Genomic DNA, 22,456 nt, shown 5'->3' on the forward strand with positions numbered 1-22,456 from the left:
GACAAGGCGTCAGCCTTCTTCGAGTGCCGTTCTGGCAAATTGGGCGTCCAGTTCCGGCGTTGCTCCGCTGATACCGATGCCGCCGATATGCCTGCCGTTCGCGTCCATGATCGGCAGGCCGCCTTCCAGCAGGGTGAACCCGGGGAGCGAGGCGTAGGGATTGGCCGGCAGCGCGGTGCTGCGCTCGCCGAGCGAGCGGGTCGACAGAGGGAAGCGGGCGGATGTCTCTGCCTTGAGCTGCGCGACCTGGATGCTGCCGCTGCTGGTGCCATCCATGCGGTGGAAGTACTTCAGGTTGCCATGGTTGTCGACGATGCTGATGACGATGGCAAAGCCTTGGGCACGGGCGGCACGTTCTGCGGCATCGGCCATGCTCCGCGCGCGCTCGGTTGTGATCTGCTGGGTGGTGGGAGGCGTGTGAACATTGTCTGCCGTCGCCGCTACGGTGGGTTGAAGGAACACCGAAGTGCCAATCAAGAGGGTGGTCAAAAGGTACTTGATATTCATGCCCGTGAGCCTCGTCCATGTGTGGCCCGTTAACCTAACAGGCACAGGATATTTCGCGACGTAGTACGTTTCCGATAGCGACGTAGGAGCGCGCAATTGCCGACGTAATGCTGTTCTTGAATGCCGTCATGTGGCTTGAACTTTGGACGTGACGATGGCTATCGTCACGCTCCTCCCATTCAGGAACCGAGACATGGATGTGCTCATGGGACTGCTGGCGGCTGTACTTTGGGGAGCCACCGACTTTCTGGTCGGCATGAATGCCCGGGCGGTTGGCGTAAGGCGGGCGGTATTCTTCGGACAGTTGTTGGGCCTGTTGTTGATGGGGCTCATCATTGCCGTATCTTCCCTGCAACTCACCAAGATGGTCGCGGCTCCAGCGAGCGTGCTGCTGCTCGCCTGCCTGGCGGCGCTATGTACCTTGAGCGGCGCATTGGCGCTTTCGAAGGCGTTCGCGATCGGCAAGACCTCGGTGGTGGCGCCGCTGGTGACTTCCTATGGCGTGTTCACCACGCTGCTCGCCTGGCTGGGCGGCGAGGCGCTGGGCACCTGGCAGATCTTCGGGTTGCTGACCTGCTTCTTGGGTGTGGTCCTGGCCAGCCGTGAGGCAAAGGGCGGCAGTGGGCAAACGCATGCGGGCGGTCGTCTGTCGGTCGGCTTCGCCCTGCTGGCGGCGCTGCTGTATGGCGTCAGCTTCTGGGTCCAGGGCAAGTACGCACTGCCAGTGCTGGGGCCGGTGAACATGCTGGCGCTGGGCTACGGAGTAGGGGTTCTGTTCCTGCTGCCTGAGGCGCTGCGAATGCTTCGAGACCAGGTTACGGTCAGGCTCAAGACCTGGGGCACCTTGTGTGGTGCCAGCCTTTTCAACCTGGGAGGCTTCTCGGCGTTTTCCTGGGGCGCGTTGCATGGCTCGATTGCGGTCGTCACGGTGATCAGCACCTTGTCCGGAGGCATTGCCGCGATTCTCGGCTTCCTGTTCTACCGCGAGCGCCTGTCCCTGCTGCAGGTCGTCGGGGTGATCCTGGTGTTGGTGGGCGCTGTCCTCCTGCATCTGTATGGATGAAGCGGCGAAATGCCCTGAGCCTGATCCAGATCATCGCGCTTTGCAGATTCTTGACTAGGCTTAACAGTTGGCGGTGTCTGTCCACCGTCACCGTGAAGTCCCTGAGGCGCCGGCCAAGTCCCGCGCGCCCGAGAACCTGATCAGGAGTGCACGATGGATCTCAACCGTCGGCAATTCTTCAAGGTCGCCGCCGTCGGCCTTGGAGGCTCGAGCCTTGCGGCGTTGGGCATGGCCCCGACACCCGCGTTCGCCGAGCAGGTGCGCCACTTCAAGCTGGCGCATACCAAAGAAACCCGTAACACCTGCCCTTATTGCTCGGTCGGCTGCGGCCTGATCATGTACAGCCAGGGTGACGCGGGCAAGAACGTCAAACAGAACATCATCCACATCGAGGGCGACGCGGACCATCCGGTCAACCGCGGCACCCTGTGCCCGAAAGGCGCCGGCCTGCTGGACTTCATCCACAGCCCCAGCCGCCTCAAGTACCCCGAGGTGCGCAAGCCGGGCAGCAACGAGTGGACCCGCATCGAATGGGACGAAGCCCTCGACCGCGTCGCCGACCTGATGAAACAGGACCGCGACGCCAACTTCATCGAGAAGAACGCCCAGGGTCAGACGGTCAACCGCTGGCTCACCACGGGCTTTCTCGCCGCGTCCGCCGCTTCCAGCGAAGCGGGCTACATGACGCACAAGGTGATCCGTTCGCTGGGCATGCTGGGGTTCGATAACCAGGCGCGTGTCTGACACGGCCCGACGGTGGCAAGTCTTGCCCCGACGTATGGCCGTGGCGCGATGACCAATCACTGGTCTGACATCGCCAACGCAAACCTGGTCCTGGTGATGGGCGGCAACGCCGCTGAAGCGCACCCGTGCGGCTTCAAGTGGGTGACCGAAGCCAAGGCGCACAACAAGGCGCGGCTGATCGTGGTCGACCCGCGGTTTACCCGTACCGCCTCGGTGGCCGATTACTACGCGCCAATCCGCACCGGCAGCGACATCGCCTTCATGGGCGGGCTGATCAACTACCTGCTGAGCAACGACAAGATCCAGCACGAGTACGTGCGCAACTACACCGACGTGTCGTTCATCGTCAAAGAGAACTATGGCTTCGAGGACGGACTGTTCAGCGGCTATGACGCGGCCAAGCGCGTGTACGCCGACAAGTCCGGCTGGGGCTACGAGCTGGGCGAGGACGGTTTCGCCAAGGTCGACCCGACCCTGCAGCACCCGCGTTGCGTCTACCAGCTGATGAAGCAGCACTACAGCCGTTACACGCCGGAACTGGCGAGCATGACCTGCGGCATGCCCCAGGACCAGATGATGAAGATCTGGGAAGAGATCGCCACCTGCTCGGTGCCGGGCAAGACCATGACGATCCTCTACGCCCTGGGCTGGACCCAGCACTCCATCGGCGCGCAGATCATCCGCAGCGCGGCGATGGTGCAGTTGCTGCTGGGCAACGTCGGCATGCCGGGGGGCGGGGTCAACGCCCTGCGCGGGCATTCCAACATCCAGGGCCTGACCGACCTGGGGCTGCTGTCGAACTCGCTGCCGGGCTACCTCACGCTGGCCGGAGACGCCGAGCAGGACTACGCCGCCTACATCGACAAGCGCGCCTCCAAGCCGCTGCGACCGGGGCAGCTGTCGTACTGGCAGAACTATGGCAAGTTCCACGTCAGCCTGATGAAGGCCTGGTACGGCGCCAACGCCACCGCCGCCAACAACTGGGGCTACGACTGGCTGCCCAAGCTCGATGTGCCGGCCTACGACGTGCTGCGTATGTTCGAGATGATGGGCCAGGGCAAGGTCAACGGCTACATGTGCCAGGGCTTCAACCCGATCGCCGCGCTGCCGGACAAGAACCGCGTCACCGCGGCCCTGGCCAAGCTCAAGTGGCTGGTGATCATGGACCCGCTGGCCACCGAGACCTCGGAGTTCTGGCGCAACGCTGGCGCGTTCAACGACGTCGACACGGCCAATATCCAGACCGAGGTGATCCGCCTGCCCACCACCTGCTTCGCCGAGGAAGACGGCTCGCTGGTCAACAGCAGCCGCTGGCTGCAGTGGCACTGGAAGGGCGCCGACGGCCCGGGCGAGACCCGCACCGACGTGCACATCATGAGCGAGCTGTTCCTGCGCCTGCGCAAGCGTTATCAGGCCGAAGGCGGCGCCTACCCCGACCCCCTGCTCAACCTCAGCTGGCCGTACAAGGTCCCGGAAGAGCCTTCGCCCGAAGAGCTGGCCAAGGAGATGAACGGCTGGGCGGTCAGCGACCTCACCGACGCCACCGGCGCCACGCTCAAGGCCGGTCAGCAACTGGCCGGTTTCGCCCAGATGAAGGACGACGGCAGCACTGCGTCGGGCTGCTGGATCTTCGCCGGCTGCTGGACCGAGCAGGGCAACCAGATGGCCCGGCGCGACAACAGCGACCCGTACGGCATGCACCAGGTGCAGAACTGGGCCTGGGCCTGGCCGGCCAACCGGCGGATCCTCTACAACCGCGCCTCCAGCGACCCGCAAGGCAAGCCGTGGGACCCGGAGAAGAAACGCCTGGTGTGGTGGAACGGCAAGGCCTGGACCGGCACCGACGTGCCGGACTTCAAGGTCGATTCGCCACCGGAAGCGGGGATGAACCCGTTCATCATGAACCCCGAGGGCGTGGCGCGGTTCTTCGCCATCGACAAGATGGCCGAGGGGCCGTTCCCCGAGCACTACGAGCCGTTCGAGACACCCATCGGTATCAACCCGCTGCATCCGCAGAACAAGAAGGCCACCAGCAATCCGGCCGGACGGATCTTCGATTCGGTGTGGGACACCCTCGGCACGCACGACGAGTTCCCCCATGCGGCGACCACCTACCGGCTGACCGAGCACTTCCACTTCTGGAGCAAGCATTGCCGGCTCAATGCCATTGCCCAGCCCGAGCAGTTCGTCGAGATCGGCGAGGTGCTGGCAAACGAGAAGGGCATCAAGGCCGGCGACCGGGTAAGGGTGTCGAGCAAGCGCGGCTATATCGACGCGGTGGCGGTGGTGACCAAGCGGATCCGTCCGCTGCAGGTCAACAACCAGACCGTGCACCAGATCGGCATCCCGTTGCACTGGGGCTTCACCGGCAGCACTCGGCACGGCTTCCTGACCAACACCCTGGTGCCGTTCCTCGGTGATGGCAATACGCAGACGCCGGAGTCCAAGTCGTTCCTCGTCAAAGTGGAGAAACTCTGATGGCCAGCCAAGACATCATCGCCCGCTCGGCCACCACCACCGTACCGCCCTCGGTACGCCAGCAGCAGGAAGTCGCCAAGCTGATCGACACCACCAAGTGCATTGGCTGCAAGGCCTGCCAGGTGGCGTGCTCGGAGTGGAACGAACTGCGTGACGAGGTCGGCCACAACCACGGCACCTACGACAACCCCCAGGACCTCAGCGCCGAGACCTGGACCCTGATGCGCTTCACCGAGCACGAGCGCGACGACGGCAACCTGGAGTGGTTGATCCGCAAGGACGGCTGCATGCACTGCGCCGAGCCAGGTTGCCTGAAGGCCTGCCCGAGCCCGGGGGCGATCATCAAGCACGCCAACGGTATCGTCGACTTCAACCAGGACCACTGCATCGGTTGCGGCTACTGCATTACCGGCTGCCCGTTCAACATCCCGCGCATCTCGCAGAAGGACCACAAGGCCTACAAGTGCACCCTGTGTTCCGACCGCGTGAGCGTGGGCCTGGAGCCGGCCTGCGTGAAGACCTGCCCGACCGGGGCGATCGTCTTCGGCAGCAAGGAGGAGATGAAGGTGCATGCCGACGAGCGCATCGTCGACCTGAAGTCGCGGGGGTACGAGAACGCCGGGCTGTACGATCCGGATGGCGTCGGCGGCACCCACGTGATGTACGTGCTGCACCACGCCGACACGCCGCGGATCTACGCCGGCCTGCCGGACCAACCGGTGATCAGCCCGTTGGTGGGGCTGTGGAAGGGCTTCAGCAAGCCGCTGGCGCTGCTGGCCATGGGCGCGGCGGTGCTGGCCGGGTTCTTCCACTATGTACGCGTGGGTCCGCAACGGGTCGAGGAGGACGAACACCCGGCGCCTGTGGATAACACTGTCCACCAGGTGGACCCGGCGGTGCATGTCTATGATCCGAACCGCCCGGGCGGGCAGGGGGAGCAGCGGCCATGAACGACAACAAGCCTATCCTGCGCTACAACGCCAACGAGCGGAGCAACCACTGGGTCGTGGCGATCCTGTTCGTGCTCGCCGGCCTCTCGGGGCTGGCGCTGTTCCACCCGGCGCTGTTCTGGCTCAGCCACCTGTTCGGCGGCGGGCCGTGGACGCGGATTCTCCACCCGTTCATCGGTGTGGGCATGTTCGTGTTCTTTCTCGGGTTGGTGCTGCGCTTCTGGCGCGCCAACTTCATCACCGCCAACGACCGCCTGTGGCTGCGCCGCATCGACCGGGTGATGCTCAACAAGGAAGAGGGCGTGCCGCCGATCGGCAAGTACAACGCCGGGCAGAAGCTGCTGTTCTGGACCTTGCTGGCCTGCATGCTGGTACTGCTGGTCAGCGGCGTGGTGATCTGGCGCGCGTACTTCAGCCATTGGTTCGGCATCGACGTCATTCGCCTGTCCGCGCTGCTGCATGCCCTGGCGGCGTTCGTGCTGATCCTCAGCATCATCGTGCACATCTACGCAGGGATCTGGATCAAGGGCTCGATCGGCGCCATGCTGCATGGCTGGGTCAGCCGCGCCTGGGCACGCAAGCACCATGAACTGTGGTACCGGGAAGTGACCGGCGACAAGACGCCGAACAACCACGGTGGAAAAGAAGGATGACCGTTTGAGCACGATTCTTGAACCTGGGCAGATCGAAGCGTCGGCAGTGATGCCGCCGTTCCTGCACCTGCCCCCCGCCAACCTCTACGAGGTCCGCGCCACGCGGCTGGAGTACCTGGCCGAGGGTAATGCCCTGGGTGACTACCTGCGGCTGATGGCTCGGCTGTGTCGGATTCAGCAGCAGCTTGTGGATAACCCGCCTGCGGACTTACCAGTGGCCGAAGAGCGCCAGCGCTTGTGTATAAGTCATGGGCTGCCGCCCCTGGCGGCCGACAGCCTGGTGCGTGAAGGGCCTTGGTTGGTCTGGTTGCAGGCGTTGCTCAAGCGCTTCGAGGCCGAATCCGACGGGCCACTGGCCGAGGCGCTGGATGCGTTGCGTGGCAGCGACGATGCCCAGCGCAAGGGCTGGGCTATCGCCCTGCTCGGTGGCCAGTACGACGCAGTGCCGGCGGCGCTGGTGCCCTTTATCGGCGCCGCGTTGCAGGCGGCGTGGTCCAGCTGGCTGCTGGCCTTGCCTGCGCCTGAGCTCAAGCCCGCCGGCAGCCTGGCCCAGTGCCCAGCCTGTGGATCGCCGGCCATGGCCGGGGTAGTGCGTAACCGTGGCAAGCACAATGGCCTGCGCTACCTGGCCTGCTCGCTGTGTGCCTGCGAATGGCATGTGGTGCGGGTCAAGTGCGTGTACTGCGAGTCGAGCAAGGACCTGCGCTACAGCAACCTTGAGGATGACCGCCACGCACCGGGCAAGGCGCCGCTGCGCGCCGAGTGCTGCCCGGGGTGCCAGAGCTACCTCAAGCAGTGCTACCTGGAGAATGACGCCGCGGCCGAGCCGTTGGCCGATGACCTGGCGAGCCTGGCGCTGGACATGCGCCTGGACGAGGAGGGTTTCCATCGGCTGGCGCCGAACCTGCTGCTGGCGCCGGGCTAGGGGGTAATTGTCTACACTGCTACACCGAGTCGCCTTCTTCGCGGGACAAGCCCGCTCCTACAGGTGCAGCGCTGGTTACGACGCCAACGTGTCTCCTGTAGGAGCGGGCTTGCCCCGCGAAAGGGCCGGAACAGACAACGGATCAGTCATAGGTAGTACCGAATGTCTTCAACCCTCGCCAGCGACACCCCACGCTTGCCTTCCATCGACACCCTGCTGCGCCACCCAGCCTGCGCTCCACTGATCGACCGCCACGGTCGTGACGCCACGCTGGCCACCCTGCGCCAGCTGCTCGACGACCTGCGCGAGTCAGCTCGCCTCGGTCAACTGAGTGCCACCGAACTGACCGCCGAAGTCCTCCTGGGTCGAGCCGGCGAACGCCTGGCCATCCAGCAGCGCAGCCAGGTGCGCCGGGTGTTCAACCTCACCGGCACGGTGCTGCACACCAACCTCGGTCGGGCCTTGCTGCCCGAAGAAGCGATCGACGCCATGCAAACCGCCGCCCGCTACCCGCTGAACCTGGAGTTCGACCTCAACACCGGCAAGCGCGGCGACCGCGACGACCTGATCGAAGGCCTGATCCGCGAACTGACCGGCGCCGAGGCCGTCACCGTGGTCAACAACAACGCCGCCGCCGTGTTGCTGGCGCTCAATAGCCTGGGCGCGCGCAAGGAAGGGATCATCTCCCGGGGCGAGCTGATCGAGATCGGCGGCGCCTTCCGCATCCCCGACATCATGGCCCGCGCGGGGGTGAAGCTGCACGAGATCGGCACCACCAACCGCACCCATGCCCGCGACTACGAGGGCGCGATCAACCCGCGCACGGGCCTGCTGATGCGTGTGCACTGCAGCAACTACAGCATCCAGGGTTTCACTACCCAGGTGCCCACTGCGGAACTGGCGCGCATCGCCCATGCACATGCGTTGCCGCTGCTTGAAGACCTGGGCAGCGGCAGCCTGCTCGACCTGACCCGCTGGGGCCTGCCGGCCGAGCCGACCGTGCGCCAGGCCCTGGCCGATGGTGCCGACATCGTCACCTTCAGTGGCGACAAACTGCTCGGTGGGCCGCAGGCGGGGATCATCGTCGGGCGCAAGGAGCTGATCGCGAAGATCAAGAAGAACCCGCTCAAGCGTGCCCTGCGGGTGGACAAGATCACCCTTGCGGCACTCGAAGCCGTGTTGGCGCTGTACCGTAATCCGGACCGTCTGGCTGAGCGCCTGCCGAGTCTGCGCCTGCTCACCCGGCCCCAGCCCGAGATCGCCGCCCAGGCCGAGCGCCTGGCGCCTGAACTGGCCGCTAGGCTGGGTACGCAATGGACGGTCAGCGTCGAACCGGCCCTGGGCATGATCGGCAGCGGCAGCCAGCCCGTGGCGCGCCTACCCAGCGCGGCCTTGTGCATGCGTGCGCAGGTGTCGAAGAAACTGCGTGGGCGCAGCCTGCATGTGCTGGAGCGGGCGCTGCGCGACCTACCGGTGCCGGTACTGGGCCGCATCGACGACGATGCCCTGTGGCTCGACCTGCGCCAGCTGGACGACGAGGCCCAGTGGCTGGCGCAACTGCCGGCGTTGCAGTTGGGGCCGGTGCAGTGATCGTCGGTACCGCCGGCCACATCGATCATGGCAAGACCGCGCTGCTCCAGGCCCTGACCGGCCAGGCCGGCGACACGCGCCAGGAGGAGCGTGCCCGGGGCATGACCATCGACCTCGGCTACCGCTATGCGGCACTGGCCGAAGGTGCTCCGCTGACGGGTTTCATCGATGTGCCCGGCCATGAGCGTTTTATCCACAACATGCTCGCCGGCGCCCATGGCATCGATCTGGTGCTGCTGGTGGTCGCCGCCGACGACGGGGTGATGCCGCAGACCCGCGAGCACCTGTCGATCATCGAGTTGCTGGGTATTCCCCAGGCGCTGGTGGTCATCAGCAAGTGCGACCGGGTCGAGCCGCAGCGGCTGGCCGAAGTCCAGGCGCAGGTCACGGCGTTGCTGGCGCCCGGGCCATATGCCGGGGTAGCGCAGTTCCCGGTGTCGAGCCTGAGCGGCGAGGGGATCGACGCTTTGCGCGAAGCGTTGCTGGCCGCCGAGGCACAGGTGCGTCGACGCAGTGTGCGGGGCGGATTCCGCCTGGCCGTGGACCGCGCCTTCGCGGTGTCCGGGGCGGGCGTGGTGGTCACCGGGACGGCCCTGGCCGGGCAGGTCAGCGCCGGCGACACGCTGTTGCTGGGCAAGGCCGGCAAGCCGGTGCGGGTGCGTGGCCTGCATGCGCAGAACCAGGCGGCGCTGGTGGCCGAGGCCGGGCAGCGGGTCGCGTTGAACATCAGCGCTGAACGGCTGGCGGCAGAGCAGGTGCACCGGGGCGACTGGCTGGTGCCGCAGTGGCTGCATGCACCGAGCGTGCGGGTCGATATCGATTTCACCTTGCTGCCGGGCGAGACCCGGACATTCGAACATTTCAGCGCGGTGCATGTGCACCTGGGGACCCAGGATGTCACGGCCCGTGTTGCGTTGTTGGAGGGTGAACGGCTCGGCGCCGGCCAGCGCATGTTCGCCCAGTTGCTGCTCAACGCGCCGTTGCAGGCGGTGCATGGCGATCGCCTGGTACTGCGCGACCAGCGCGCCCAGCGCACACTCGGCGGTGGCCGCGTGCTCGATCCCTTTGCGCCGAGCCGACAGCGTCGCAGCGAGGCGCGCCTGCGCCAGCTGCAGGTACTGCGTGATGCCACTGAACTGGAGCAGGCCTTGCCGGCGTTGCTCGAGACGGCACCGGGCGGGCTCGACCCGCAGCGGCTCGAGCGCCAGTTCAACCGTCTGCGCGAGACCTGGCAGTTGCCGGAGGATGTACAGGTAATTGCCACCCGCCAGGGCCAATTGCTGTTCTCACGCCAGCAGTGGCATTCACTCAAGCAGCAGGTGCTGGCGAGGCTGGCGCAGTTCCACGAGCAGGAGCCCGACCAGCTCGGTCCGGACCGCGACCGCCTGCGCCGTTTTACCGCGATGCCGCTGGAGCGTCCGGCGTTTGTCAGCCTGCTGGATGAGTTGTTGGGTGAAGGGGGGATTAGCAGCAGTGGTCCGTGGCTGCATCTGCCTGGGCACAAGGTTCAGTTGAGCGAAGCCGATACCGCGCTGTGGGAGCGCTTGCTGCCGCGCTTGCTGGCGGGTGAGTTCGATCCGCCCTGGGTGCGTACGCTGGCTGCCGAGGAGCGCTGCGAGGAGGCCGAGGTGCGGCTGCTGCTGCGCAAGCTCGCCCGCCTGGGCCTGTTGCACCAGGTGGTGCGTGACCTGTTCTACCCGGAGGTGACGCTAAGGCGCATGGCAGAGCTGTTGTTGCAGCAGGCCGAGGCATCGCCGATAGTGCAGGTTGCGGCGTTTCGCGATATGTTGTGCATCGGTCGCAAGCGCAGTGTGCAGATACTCGAGTACTTCGACCGCGTTGGTCTGACCCGGCGGGTCGGTGACCAACGGCATATTCGCGTCGACAGCGCCCTGGCCCAGTCGCAACACGGGCCCTGATTTCAAGGAAGGCAATCGCGCCCGGTGGCGCGGCCGGGCTTCAAACCCGGTTGGGGACGGCAGCCGTTCCCGGGCAGGTTCGACTCCCGCTGCCTTCCGCCAATTTCTTCGTTTAAATCTTGTGGGTTACGATAACTTGCATGTAGTGGGATATCTTTCTTGTCCCATTTGAAGCACTTAGTATATCTGTCGATCTTCGAATCAATTCGTATCTCTTGATCTTGATCTTGATCTTGCTTCTAAGTGCGCGGTAGTTCAGGCGACGCCAATTGCGACTTCAGGAGGCCGAGCGGAGTTCTTGCGGAGGGAGGTGACGGGCATGGATGCCCGTCAAGCGCTGCGCCCCAGGATGGGGCGTTCAGCGCGGTCCTCCCGGGAGCAAGAACGGAGCGAGGGAACCCCGGAGCGAAGCGTAGGGGCCGGATGAATGGAGCGAGGATTTTTTGCTTACTTAATGAGATGGTCACCCCGGCACCCTGCGAGGCGTACGCTTTCGCAGGGTGTTTTTTCTTCGGAGACCGTCATCATGAGCACCGTGACACTGATCGGCATCGACATCGGCAAACATACCTTCCACCTGCATGCCCAGGACAAGTTCGGCAAAGAGGTATCGCGCAAGAAGTGCTCAAGGCTGCAGATGATGCGGTTTCTGGCCAATCATCCTCCCTGCACGGTGGTGATGGAGGCCTGTGCCGGTTCGCACTATCTGGCTCGAGAACTCACGGCGATGGGGCATGAAGCCAAGCTGATCTCGCCTCAGTTTGTTAAGCCTTTCGTCAAGAGCAACAAAAACGACTTCGTTGATGCGCAAGCCATCTGCGAAGCTGCTTCCCGGCCTTCCATGCGCTTTGTGACGCCAAAATCGCCTGAGCAGCAAACGCTCTCTGTTTCTCATCGGATGCGTGAATCATTGATCCGCGACCGAACCAAGACGGTGAACCAGATGCATGGGTTCCTGCTCGAATTCGGCGTCAGCCTGCCGACCGGACTGGCAGTGGTCAAACGCCTCGCTTCTGTGCTTGAAGAGCACGACTTGCCTGTACGTCTTGTCGCATTGTTGCAGCGGCTACATGAGCATTTCGTCTACCTGAGCGAGCAGATCAAGTTGTTGGACGAAGAGCTGGTGAGCCAGCTGACTGACGATGATCTGGGTAGTCGTTTGCTGAGTATTCCGTGTGTCGGACCGATCACCGCCAGCCTGCTGGCTGTGGAAATGGGCGATGGCCAGCAATACGGCAGTAGCCGGGACTTTGCGGCCTCTGTAGGTCTGGTGCCCCGTCAGTACAGTACCGGTGGCAGACAGAATTTGCTGGGGATTAGCAAGCGCGGCGACAAGAACCTTCGACGCTTGCTGGTGCAATGCGCACGGGTTTACCTGATGCGTTTGAAGTACCAGAAAGGCCCATTAGCCGATTGGGTGCGCTCACTGCTCGCTCGACGTCACTCCAACGTGGTGGCCTGCGCGTTGGCCAACAAACTGGCACGCATCGCTTGGGCCATTACCACTCGGCACACGCAATATAAAACGGAGCCAGGCGCCATGAACGCCTGACCCCGTAGTGCTGCACCGTGTTTCACCATCAGGTTTTGCGATAGCTGTACAACAGATGAAACAAACGGCCGATCGGCCTGACGATGATCCTGGGATCAAAAATGGCTCTTGGAAGCCGCTTACTTTTTAAGGATTGTCAGGTGCGAACGCTCATCGTGGCGCGGGCGGATACGAGCCCATCAGACGCCGGATAGATTTACGCAAGCCATCCATTTCATCTGATGAACAGTATTGCAGAAAACGGGGTGACCATAGATTTTGATCCTTCAAAAAGTGAGCCGCCGTAAGGGCGGAAAGGTGACTATGCGTCACCATCGCAAATGAATGCGCATATAACTTTCAAAACACATGCTCTAAAAGTCAAAGTCAAAGTCGGTCAGTGCTGGTATTAATAGTTGTAGGTGCATTCATTTGCGATGTCGACGCATAGTCACCTTTTCGCCCTTACGGCGAGTTCCTTTTTGAAGGATCAAAAAGGAACCAAAAAATCCTCGCTCCATTCATCCGGCCCTCCGCTTCGCTCCGGGTTCCCTCACTCCGGCCTTGCTCCCGGGAGGACCGCGCTGAACGCCCCATCCTGGGGCGCAGCGCTTGACGGGCATCCATGCCCGTCACCTCCCTCCGCAAGACCTGCGTTCGGCCTCCTGAAGTCGCGAAGGTACGGGCGGCGCCTGGGCTGACGCAGCTGTCGCTAGTTGGCTATGGCGTTAATCTTCTGATCGCCAAAGCCAAAGCCAAAGCCAAAGCCAAAGCCAGCCCGTATGGCGTTCGGAAGATCAATGCGCTTAAGCGCGCTCACCACAAAGGTCCAGCGCGAACCAATGCTCCGCCGCCTGCACATCCAGCCCCGCGCCGAGCAGCGCAAACAGCTTGCCCAGCGCGGCCTCGCGGGTCATGCCACCGCCACTGACCAGCCCGGTGTCACGCAGCCGGCTGCCAGCGGCATAGGTGTCGAACACCACCGAACCTTCCGGACACTGGCTGATGGCAACGATCATCACCCCACCCTGGCGCGCGTCGTGCAGCACGTCGAGCAGCGCCTGGTCGTCGGACGGCCCGGTACCACTGCCGTAGCACTCCAGCACCAGCCCCTGGATACCGCTGTCGAACAGGCCACGCAGATGTTCGGCGGCCAGGCCCGGGAACACCGGCATGACCGCCAGTTTGACCGGCTGGCGTGGCTGGCGGTAGTCCAGGCGGGTCGGCAGCTCAGGCGCGTGCTCGCTCTCGCGATGGCGCGGGAGCACGGTGAAGGCGTCGAACGCCTCGCTGCGCAGCTTCGAAGCGCGGCAGCCGTGTAGCAGCTGACGGTGGAAGTACAGCTGCACGCCGTCCTCCAGGCCGTTTTCGAACAGGTTCAGGGCTCCGACAAGGTTGGCCCAGGCATCGCTGTCCGGCGCGCCGGCCGGCAGCATGGAACCGGTCAACAGCACCGGCGCCGGCAAACCCAGCAGCAGGAACGACAGGGCCGCGGCGCTGTAGGCCAAAGTATCGGTGCCATGCAGCACCAGCACGCCATCGTGGCCGTCACGCTCGACCGCCTCGACGATGGCGTCGCGCATCGCCAGCCAGTTGGCCTGTTGCATGTTGGCGCTGTCGATCAGCGGGTTCAGCTCACGCAGCGACCAGTGCACCTTCGGCGCATCGCCGCAGCTGGCGAAGTGGTCACGCATGCGCGCTTCGAAGCCACCGGCCGGCGCGAGGCCTTCGGCGGTCTGCAGCATGCCGATGGTGCCACCGGTGTAAAGGACGAGAAGATTCTTGACTGGACGCATGGGAGCATTCCGTAGCGATGTGGCTTCGTACGAAAAGTGCCTGCGCGACGATCAGGCTGCGTTGAAAACAGGCTCGGAATGCTCATTGACAACCCGTCAACTCCGCTTCCTCGCCTGTTTTCGCCTTGCCTGATCGCCGCTCGGCGACTTTTCGTATGAAGCCGCGCGAAAGAAGAGTCAGCCGCCCACGAACGGGGCGGCTGGGGCAGGGGAGAATATCAGCGCTGAGCGTGCGCCTGAACGGCAGCTTTGTCAGTGGCTGTTTCAGCCTGCGGATTGGCCGGCCAGGCGGCACGGTCCAGGTCCAGGTCGGTGAACTTGCTGGAGTCGAACACCGGCTGCTTGATACCGGCCTTGCGCTGTGCGTCGTAGTCGCGCATGACGCGCAGGCCGACCTTGAACAGCATGGCCAGGGCGATCAGGTTGACGAACGCCAGGCAGGTCATGGTGATGTCGGCGAAGGCGAACACGGTCGACAGGTCCTGCGTCGAACCCCACACCACCAGCGCCAGCACCAGGCCGCGGAAGGTCATCAGCACGGCGCGGTTGCGGCTGAGGAACTGCAGGCTGTTCTCGCCCAGGTAGTAGTTGTAGAGAATGCAGGTGAAGACGAACAGCGACAGCGCGACGCTGACGAACACACGGCCCCAGTCACCGACCACGGCGGCCAGCGAGTTCTGGGTCAGGACGATGCCGTCACCTTCGAAGCCCGGGGTGTAGAAGCCCGACAGCAGGATCAGCAGCGCGGTGCAGGTGCAGATCACGAAGGTGTCGAGGAACACGCTGAACGCCTGGACCACGCCCTGGGCGCCAGGGTGTTTCACGGCGGCCACGGCGGCGACGTTCGGCGCGCTGCCCAGGCCTGCTTCGTTGGCGAACACGCCACGCTTCACGCCCATGACGATGGCGCTGCCCAGCAGGCCAGCGAACGCAGGGTCGAGACCGAAGGCGCTCTTGAAGATGGTTTCCAGCATGGCCGGGACGTGTTCGATCTGGGTGCCGATCACGTACAGGGTCACGCCGATGTAGGCCAGGGTCTTGACCGGTACCAGCAGGTCGGACACCGCGGCAATGCGCTTGATGCCGCCGATGAAGGTCAGGGCCAGCAGGGCTGCCAGGACGATACCGGTGTGTTTCGGATCGAAGGCAAAGGCGTTCTGCAGCGAGTGGGTCACGGTGTACGACTGCAGGCCGATGAAGGCGAAGCCGTAGGTGACCAGCAGCAGGATCGAGAACACGATCGCCATGCTTTTCAGCTTCAGGCCGTGCTGGATGTAGTACGCCGGGCCGCCGCGGTACAGACCATCGCCATCGGCGCGCTTGTAGACCTGGGCCAGGGTGCACTCGAAGAAGCTGCTGGACATGCCCACCAGCGCGGTGACCCACATCCAGAACACGGCGCCCGGACCGCCGAGGGTCACGGCGATACCGACACCGGCGATGTTACCGGCGCCGACGCGACCGGCCAGGCTCAGCATCAGGGCCTGGAACGAGCTCAGTTGGCCTGCCTGGCCGCGAAGGGATTCCTTGAAGACACCGAACATGTGGCCGAAATGGCGGAACTGGACGAACCGCGAGCGGATCGTGAAGTAACTGCCGAGACCGACAATCAGCACGATGAGAAGCTTCCCCGAAAGGAAATCGTTGAGTGCTTCGAGCATTGGAAAATGACCTCGATTCTTATTCTTCGCGTGGAAAGACCAGCGGGCGGCAGGCGCACCGCTATTCATTGGGGGCGCATGGTTGGCTATGACAACTGTGGTTACAATTTCGCGGGTTGCTCCATTTTGGTGCGACTTGATGCTAGAATGGCGTCACTCGCATCATCCGGACCCACGCATCATGGGCGATCACTTCGCTACCAACCTCAAATTGGCCTGCAGCCACTACCGCTCTATCTCCGAGGTTTGCCGGCAGCTGTCGATCAATCGCGCGCAGTTCAACAAGTACCTGAGCGGCCAGAGCCGTCCGACGGCCTACAACCTCAAGCGCATCGGCGACTTCTTCGGTGTCGAGGATTACGAGCTGGGTCTGCCGGCGGAACAGTTCGCCCGCTTGATCGGCGCACGCAACCAGGAACAGCGTGTCGGTCCCCAGGACGACCCGATCAGCGAATTGTTCAAGCCGCTGCATAAAGAAGCCGGCAACCTGTCGCGCTACTGCGGCTACTACTTCGAATACTCCAACTGCATGTCGGTGCCGGGCTCGATCCTGGTGTCGCTGGTGCACCTGTGGGAGGAGCGCGGCAGCTTTTTGTTCGAGCGCCAGGAACGCCAGGAGCGCAGCAGTGGCCTCGACCAGCACGCCGAGGTACGTTGCCGCTACCTGGGCGCGGCGTTCCAGCTGCAGGACCGGATGTTCCTGATCGACTACGAGTCGCTCACCTTCAACGAGATGAGCCAGACGATTCTCATCCCCAGCTTCAAGAGCCGCATCAGCCGTCTGAACGGCCTCAAGACTGGCGTATCCAGCGGTGACCGGCGCAATCCGGCGTGTACCCGGGTGGTGTGGGAATACCTGGGTGAGGAGATCAACCGCATCAACGCCTACCGGCAGATCAAGCTGTACCGCCCGGACGATCCGCGTATCGATGACGACATCCGTGACCGGCTGAGCGCGGGGATGGTCAGCAACGGGTTGTTCGAGATCGAGTGAGCCATAATTGATGTCGCATTGATTGCGCATTGATGCGTGGGAGCGGGCTTGCCCCGCGATGGCGTCAGCACGACCAACGAGGTCGCCCGATCGGACGCTATCGCGGGGCAAGCCCGCTCCCACGCAAGTACAGCAGTCTTCGACCCACTTCAATCGAGAATGAACGCCGCCACCGTATCGGCCACCTGGTCCGCCACCTCCGGCCGGTCGCGCAGGTGCGCGGCGATGCCGTGGTCGCAGTCGGTCAGCATCAGGCATTCCACATGGGGCGCGGGCACCGAGCGCAGCAAGGCGTGGGTGACCTCCTCGGGAATCGGGCTGTAGCGCTCGACGCCCGCCAGCCGCCGGGTACCGGCCGAGGTGCCGGGCTCCTGGCCGTGGACCCTGGAGTTGAGCCCGTCGTATTCGCCGATCACCAGTAGCACCCGGCCCTGGAACTGGCGCAGGAAGGCGTAGCTGTCGCAGTCGAGGAAGGCAAAAGGCTTGCGGATGGCCTCGCTGAAGGCCGGCCCGAAGGGCGCGGCATGGGCCGCGTCCGGGTAGACCGCCGGGCAGATCAGCACCAGCTTGCGCACGGTGGGGCGCTGGGCGGCCAGCTTCAAGGCGATGGCGGCGCCCAGGCTATGGCCGACCAGGGTGTCGCTGCGCGCGTCAAGATGCCGGTGAAAGCGCAGGGCCTCCTGCAGGTTTATGTCCAACGAGGCGTCCTTGGCCCCTGGTTCGCTGGCCAGGCTGTGGCCGGACAGGTTGCCGGTCAACGAGCCGATACCCTGCTGCTGGAGGCGGTAGAGCAACGGGTTGAGGCGGGTGAAGTCGGAGCGTGCGCCGCCGACCACGAATACCGTGGGGGCACGCTCGGCGTCCGGCAGCAGCAGGCGCGCCTGCTGGCGATAGTCGGCGAAATCCTCGTCGATGAACCGCTCCGGGCCGGGCGCGGGCTCGTCGAATTGCCATCTGGCGCGTTGCGCAGTGTTCAGTTCGGCATCCATGTTGATCTCCTTGAACAGGCCTGGCGCAGTATAAGTAGCTGTCGGCAAAGGCGGAATACCGCCCCGACCGGTGCCAATCGCCACGCGGCGCGCGCCAGGCCTTGCCTGGGTTGGACTTCCCCTGCCGGAAACAGCAAAATGAACCCTTTCCTCCATCGACCAGACCGGACCTGTTGACTCTATGCGTATGCGCCTGATGCTGTTGGGTGGTGGCAATGCCCTCGGGCAAGCGCTGATTCGTCTCGGGGCCGAGGAAGACATCGCCTTCCTGGCGCCTCGCCCGCCGGAAAACGGCTGGGATCCGGCCAGCCTGACCCTGCTGCTCGACGAGCAACGCCCGCACGCCGTGGTCAACCTGGCCTATTATTTCGACTGGTTCCAGGCCGAGTCCGTCAGCGAGCAACGTCTGGCCCAGCAGGAGCGGGCGGTGGAGCGGCTCGCCGAACTGTGCCAGCACCACGAGATGATCCTTGTGCAACCGTCCAGCTACCGTGTGTTCGATGGCTCGCGCGCCACCGCCTACAGCGAGAAGGACGAGCCGGTGCCGCTCGGCCTGCGCGGCCAGGCGCTCTGGCGCATCGAGCAGAGTGTGCGCGCCACCTGCCCGCAGCATGTGCTGCTGCGCTTCGGCTGGCTGCTGGACGAAAGTATCGACGGCGCGCTCGGGCGCTTCCTGACCCGCGCCGAACAGCCCCAGGAACTGCTGCTGGCCGATGACCGACGCGGCAACCCGACGCCGGTGGACGACGCCGCGCGGGTGATCCTATCGGTACTCAAGCAACTCGATTGCCAGGCGCCGCTGTGGGGCACCTACCACTATGCTGGCAACGAGGCCACCACGCCGCTGGTGCTCGGCCAGGCGATCCTCACCGAGGCCACCCAGTGGCGCAAGCTGGCCGTGCAGGCGCCAACCGCCCAGGCCCACGCCGCCCGCCCGGATGCCAGCGAAGAGCCGCAGCACGCGGTGCTGGCCTGCAAGAAGATCCTTCACACCTTCGGCATCAAGCCCCGCGCCTGGCGCGCCGGCTTGCCGCCCTTACTGGACCGATTCTACCGACATGGCTGACGCCCCCATCCTGATCACCGGCGGTGCCGGCTTCATTGGCTCCCACCTGTGCGATGCGTTGCTGGAGAAAGGCTACGCGGTGCGTATCCTCGACGACCTGTCGACCGGCAAGCGCAGCAACCTGCAACTCGGCCATCCACGCCTGGAACTGCTTGAGGGCGATGTCGCCGACGCCGCCCTGGTGGCCCGTGCCGCCGGTGGTTGCCAGGCGGTGGTGCACCTGGCCGCGGTGGCCTCGGTGCAGGCCTCGGTGGAAAATCCGGTGAAGACCCACCAGAGCAACTTCATCGGCACGCTCAATGTCTGCGAGGCGATGCGCCTGAACGGCATCCGCCGCGTGCTGTTCGCCTCCAGCGCGGCGGTGTACGGCAACAATGGCGAGGGCCAGTCGATTGCCGAGGACACGCCCAAGGCACCGCTGACCCCCTATGCGGTGGACAAGCTGGCCAGCGAGCAGTACCTGGACTTCTACCGTCGCCAGCATGGGCTGGAGCCGGTGGTGTTCCGCTTCTTCAATATCTTCGGGCCGCGCCAGGATCCTTCCTCGCCGTATTCGGGGGTGATCAGCATCTTCTGCGAGCGCGCCACCCGGGGTACGCCGATCACCGTGTTCGGTGATGGCGAGCAGACCCGCGACTTCCTGTTCGTCGGCGATCTGGTCCAGGTGATGGTGCAGGCGCTTGAGCAGCCGGTGGTGGAAGAGGGCGCGGTGAATATCGGCCTGAACCAGGCGACTTCGCTGAACCAGTTGCTCAAGGCGCTGGAGCAGGTGGTGGGCGGTTTGCCGGCGGTCAGCTACGGCCAGGCCCGTTCGGGCGATATCCGCCATTCGCGGGCGGACAATTCGCGCCTGCTTGCGCGCTTCGCGTTCCCTGAGCCGACGCCGTTCGTCGAGGGGCTGGCGCGGTTGCTTGGCAAGGTCTGACCCTCTATTGCATGTAGGAGCGGCCTTGTGCCGCGAAAGGGGCGCGAAGCGGCCCCAATTATGCTAATCCCGCGACACTGCCAGGGCTGCTTTGCAGCCCTTTCGCGGCACAAGGCCGCTCCTACAGGATCGTGCATGGCAGGTGGAGCAGGTATCACGAATGCCGGACCACCCGCCGCCGGCAATCCTCCGGTCGCACCTCCCGCCCATCCCGGGCCCGCACCTGCAGCGTCTCCAGCCCTTGGCCACGATCATCGACCAGCTGCGAGCGTGACTCCCCCTCCGTGAACAGGTAGCGCTCCCCCCACTGGCGCAAGCCAATCACGATCGGAAACACCGAGCGCCCCCGTTCGGTCAGCACATATTCCTTGTAGGCACTGCCATCCGAGGCCGGCTGCTGCACCAGCAGTTCAGCCTCGACCAGCAGCTTCAAGCGCGAAGCGAGGATGTTCTTCGCTAGCCCCAGGTTCTTCTGCAATTCGCTGAAGCGGCGCAGGCCGTCAAAGGCATCGCGCAGGATCATCAGCGCCCAGCGGTCGCCGAGCACCTCCAAGGCGCGGGCCACAGGGCATTGCTGGTTGTTCTCGTCGAGCATGGCGCGATCCTTGGGTGTTTATCTGGTTGCAGAATAAAACCACCTTTGCTAGAAAGCCAGTCATGTGGTTTTAAATTGAAACCAGACTTGAAAGGAAGTCTCCGATGTCGACGCTCACCCGTGGATTGACGTTGTTGTTGGCCGCCGCCTGCGCACTGGCCGTGGCCACGGTGTATCTCGCCCAGCCGCTGCTGGAGTCGATGGCGGCGAGCCTTGGGGTGAGCAGCGCCCGCGCCGGCCTGGTAGTGGGGATGACCCAGGCCGGCTATGCCTTGGGGTTGCTGCTGATCGTGCCGCTGGGGGATCTGCTCGATCGCAAGCGGCTGATCCTCGGCCAGTTACTGGTCTCGTCCGGCGCCTTGCTGGCCGTGGCCTTTGCCGTGGACTGGGCCGTGCTGCTGGCCGCGATGGCCCTGGTCGGCCTGGCCGCGGTGGTGGTGCAGGTGATGGTGGCGCATGCCGCCACATTGGCCACGCCCGCCGAACAGGGGCAGGCGGTGGGCACGGTGACCAGCGGCGTGGTGCTGGGCATCCTCTCGGCGCGCCTGATATCGGGCGCAGTGGCCGACCTGCTCGGTTGGCAGGGTGTGTATGGCGTGGCGGCGGTGCTTGCGCTGGCAATGGCGGTGCTGCTCGCCTGGCGCTTGCCCGCTGCCAGGCCGCAGGGGCAGAGGCAGCGCTATCGGGCGTTGCTGGCATCGGTGCTGCGGCTGTATCGACATGACCGCCTGCTGCGTCAGCGCGGACTGTTCGCGGTGCTGGTGTTCGCGGCGTTCAGCGTGCTGTGGAGTGCGATGGTGCTGCCCTTGAGCGCCGCGCCACTGGCGCTGGATCACACGCAAGTCGGGCTGTTCGGTCTGGCCGGCGTGGCGGGGGCGCTGGCGGCATCGCGTGCCGGGCGTCTGGCCGATCAGGGGCATGGACGGCGGGTGACTGGCTGGGCGTTGGGCCTGCTGACCCTGTCGTGGCTCCCCATCGCCTGCCTCGAGCAGTCATTGCTGGCGCTGGTAATCGGGATTCTGATGCTGGACCTGGCCGTGCAGGCGGTGCATGTGACCAACCAGAGTCTGCTGCTGGCGGGGCGCGGCGAGATGGCCAGCCGGCTGGTCGGCGCCTACATGTGCTGCTACTCACTCGGCAGCGGGGTGGGAGCGGTCGTGGCGACCTGGGTGTACGGGCAGTGGGGATGGGTGGCGGTGTGCGGGGTCGGGGCGGGGATAAGCGCGCTAGCCTGGGGCTACTGGGGGTATCTCTGGAGTGTCGAGACGATGCATGGCGGGCCCGCTCCGGAGGGAGCAGGCCCGCCTGCGAATCAGAACTTGTAGCCGATGCCGACCATGTAGACCCACGGATCGACATCGACGTCGACCTTGGTCTTGCCGACGCCCAGGGCGCTCGGGCCGTCGATGCTGGCCTTGGTGTCGATGTCGACGTACCAGACTGCGGCGTTGAGCAGCAGGTTGTCGGTGAGCATGTAGTCCATACCCAGCTGGCCGGCGATGCCGACCGAGTCCTTCAGCTTCATGTTGCTGAAGCCCTGGGCCTTGCGGTCGCTGGTCAGGTCTTCATCGAAGAACATGGTGTAGTTGATGCCCACGCCGGCGTACGGCTGGAACTTCGAGGACGGCGCCATCGGGTAGTACTGCAGCGACAGGGTCGGCGGCAGTTGCTTGATGTCGGCCAGCTTGCCGTCCAGGCCAGGGCCGAGGCCCTTGACGCCGACTTTGTGCTGGAACGGGGTGGCGGCCAGCAGCTCGAGACCGATGTGGTCGGTGAGCATGTAGGCGAAGGCCAGGCCCAGCTGGGTGTCGCTGTCCAGGGTCGCCTTGGTGCCCGAGACCTTGGCGCCGTCGAGCTTGATGTCGCCGCTGTTCTCGTTGGGCGCGGTGGTGATGGCGCCGGCGCGGAGGATGAAATCCCCCGCCTGGTGGGCGTGGGCGACAGGGGCTGCAAGCGCCAACGCGACGAGCGAGGCACCGAGCAAGGACTTGTTCATGGAAGCTCCCAGAGGACGTGAGTAATCGAGTAGTCCAATGGTACGAAGCCGACTAAACAGAAAGTTTGACCCAG

Annotated in this window: 18 protein-coding genes and 1 tRNA gene; 13 read left to right on the plus strand and 6 right to left on the minus strand. The window is 64.5% G+C overall.

All coding sequences use genetic code 11. The annotated features are described in order from the left end of the window. Positions 1-9 precede the first annotated feature (9 nt). The gene (locus tag K2O50_RS02645; protein ID WP_082337615.1) at positions 10-507 is read right to left on the minus strand and encodes a heme-binding protein; all 498 of its coding nucleotides are present in this window, start codon (positions 505-507) and stop codon (positions 10-12) included. Between the two features lie 193 nt (positions 508-700). On the opposite strand from K2O50_RS02645, the gene K2O50_RS02650 reads away from it, so the two are divergent. The 9 genes from K2O50_RS02650 (at position 701) to K2O50_RS02690 (ending at position 12,381) form a co-directional block, all read left to right on the plus strand. After that, positions 701-1,570, plus strand: a complete 870-nt coding sequence (locus K2O50_RS02650; RefSeq protein WP_050703561.1) for a DMT family transporter — start codon at positions 701-703, stop codon at positions 1,568-1,570. Positions 1,571-1,723: 153 nt separating this feature from the next. Beyond that, positions 1,724-4,792, plus strand: a complete 3,069-nt coding sequence (gene fdnG, locus K2O50_RS02655) for a formate dehydrogenase-N subunit alpha (RefSeq protein ID WP_156329574.1) — start codon at positions 1,724-1,726, stop codon at positions 4,790-4,792. Further along, entirely contained in the window at positions 4,792-5,742 is a 951-nt protein-coding gene (fdxH, locus tag K2O50_RS02660) for a formate dehydrogenase subunit beta (protein WP_050703564.1), read from the plus strand. Before fdnG ends, fdxH begins: the two co-directional genes overlap by 1 nt. Next, entirely contained in the window at positions 5,739-6,395 is a 657-nt protein-coding gene (locus tag K2O50_RS02665) for a formate dehydrogenase subunit gamma (RefSeq protein WP_050703565.1), read from the plus strand. The genes fdxH and K2O50_RS02665 overlap by 4 nt, the downstream gene beginning before the upstream one ends. 4 nt (positions 6,396-6,399) lie before the next feature. Next, positions 6,400-7,320: a formate dehydrogenase accessory protein FdhE gene (fdhE, locus tag K2O50_RS02670; RefSeq protein ID WP_050703566.1), complete on the plus strand. Its 921-nt coding sequence runs from the start codon at positions 6,400-6,402 to the stop codon at positions 7,318-7,320. Positions 7,321-7,482: 162 nt separating this feature from the next. Beyond that, a complete protein-coding gene (gene selA / locus K2O50_RS02675) occupies positions 7,483-8,910 on the plus strand; it encodes an L-seryl-tRNA(Sec) selenium transferase (RefSeq protein ID WP_050703567.1) in 1,428 nt (475 codons plus the stop codon). Then, positions 8,907-10,829 carry a selenocysteine-specific translation elongation factor gene (gene selB, locus K2O50_RS02680; protein WP_050703568.1) on the plus strand — a complete coding sequence of 641 codons (1,923 nt, stop codon included), beginning with the start codon at positions 8,907-8,909 and terminating at the stop codon, positions 10,827-10,829. The genes selA and selB overlap by 4 nt, the downstream gene beginning before the upstream one ends. Positions 10,830-10,835: 6 nt before the next feature. Next, positions 10,836-10,931: transfer RNA gene (locus tag K2O50_RS02685), tRNA-Sec, on the plus strand. A 424-nt stretch (positions 10,932-11,355) separates the two neighbouring features. Further along, positions 11,356-12,381 carry an IS110 family transposase gene (locus K2O50_RS02690; protein ID WP_050707629.1) on the plus strand — a complete coding sequence of 342 codons (1,026 nt, stop codon included), beginning with the start codon at positions 11,356-11,358 and terminating at the stop codon, positions 12,379-12,381. Between the two features lie 785 nt (positions 12,382-13,166). On the opposite strand, the gene K2O50_RS02695 is transcribed toward K2O50_RS02690, so the two are convergent. Further along, on the minus strand, positions 13,167-14,156 hold the full coding sequence (locus K2O50_RS02695; RefSeq protein WP_050703569.1) for an asparaginase: 990 nt from the start codon (positions 14,154-14,156) through the stop codon (positions 13,167-13,169). 218 nt (positions 14,157-14,374) lie between these two features. Then, complete coding sequence (locus K2O50_RS02700; RefSeq protein ID WP_050703570.1) at positions 14,375-15,817, minus strand: sodium:alanine symporter family protein; 1,443 nt, start codon at positions 15,815-15,817, stop codon at positions 14,375-14,377. A 181-nt stretch (positions 15,818-15,998) separates the two neighbouring features. On the opposite strand from K2O50_RS02700, the gene K2O50_RS02705 reads away from it, so the two are divergent. Continuing rightward, a complete protein-coding gene (locus K2O50_RS02705; RefSeq protein WP_050703571.1) occupies positions 15,999-16,811 on the plus strand; it encodes a helix-turn-helix transcriptional regulator in 813 nt (270 codons plus the stop codon). Between the two features lie 149 nt (positions 16,812-16,960). On the opposite strand, the gene K2O50_RS02710 is transcribed toward K2O50_RS02705, so the two are convergent. Further along, positions 16,961-17,800: an alpha/beta hydrolase gene (locus K2O50_RS02710; RefSeq protein ID WP_050703572.1), complete on the minus strand. Its 840-nt coding sequence runs from the start codon at positions 17,798-17,800 to the stop codon at positions 16,961-16,963. A 181-nt stretch (positions 17,801-17,981) separates the two neighbouring features. Between K2O50_RS02710 and K2O50_RS02715 the strand changes: the two genes are divergently transcribed. Both K2O50_RS02715 and K2O50_RS02720 read left to right on the plus strand, forming a co-directional pair. Further along, positions 17,982-18,866 (plus strand): sugar nucleotide-binding protein, encoded by an 885-nt coding sequence (locus tag K2O50_RS02715; protein WP_028690262.1) that lies wholly within the window; start codon positions 17,982-17,984, stop codon positions 18,864-18,866. Beyond that, complete coding sequence (locus K2O50_RS02720; RefSeq protein WP_050703573.1) at positions 18,859-19,791, plus strand: NAD-dependent epimerase/dehydratase family protein; 933 nt, start codon at positions 18,859-18,861, stop codon at positions 19,789-19,791. The genes K2O50_RS02715 and K2O50_RS02720 overlap by 8 nt, the downstream gene beginning before the upstream one ends. A gap of 154 nt (positions 19,792-19,945) precedes the next feature. Here the strand turns inward: K2O50_RS02720 and K2O50_RS02725 are convergent, their stop codons facing one another. Then, positions 19,946-20,386: a helix-turn-helix domain-containing protein gene (locus K2O50_RS02725; protein ID WP_050703574.1), complete on the minus strand. Its 441-nt coding sequence runs from the start codon at positions 20,384-20,386 to the stop codon at positions 19,946-19,948. A 104-nt stretch (positions 20,387-20,490) separates the two neighbouring features. Between K2O50_RS02725 and K2O50_RS02730 the strand changes: the two genes are divergently transcribed. Further along, complete coding sequence (locus K2O50_RS02730) at positions 20,491-21,711, plus strand: MFS transporter (RefSeq protein WP_220689966.1); 1,221 nt, start codon at positions 20,491-20,493, stop codon at positions 21,709-21,711. On the opposite strand, the gene K2O50_RS02735 is transcribed toward K2O50_RS02730, so the two are convergent. After that, positions 21,699-22,382 (minus strand): OmpW family protein, encoded by a 684-nt coding sequence (locus tag K2O50_RS02735; RefSeq protein WP_028690266.1) that lies wholly within the window; start codon positions 22,380-22,382, stop codon positions 21,699-21,701. The genes K2O50_RS02730 and K2O50_RS02735 overlap by 13 nt on opposite strands. Positions 22,383-22,456 lie beyond the last annotated feature (74 nt).

This window comes from Pseudomonas sp. 2hn, assembly GCF_019646095.1.
Lineage (GTDB): Bacteria > Pseudomonadota > Gammaproteobacteria > Pseudomonadales > Pseudomonadaceae > Aquipseudomonas > Aquipseudomonas peradeniyensis.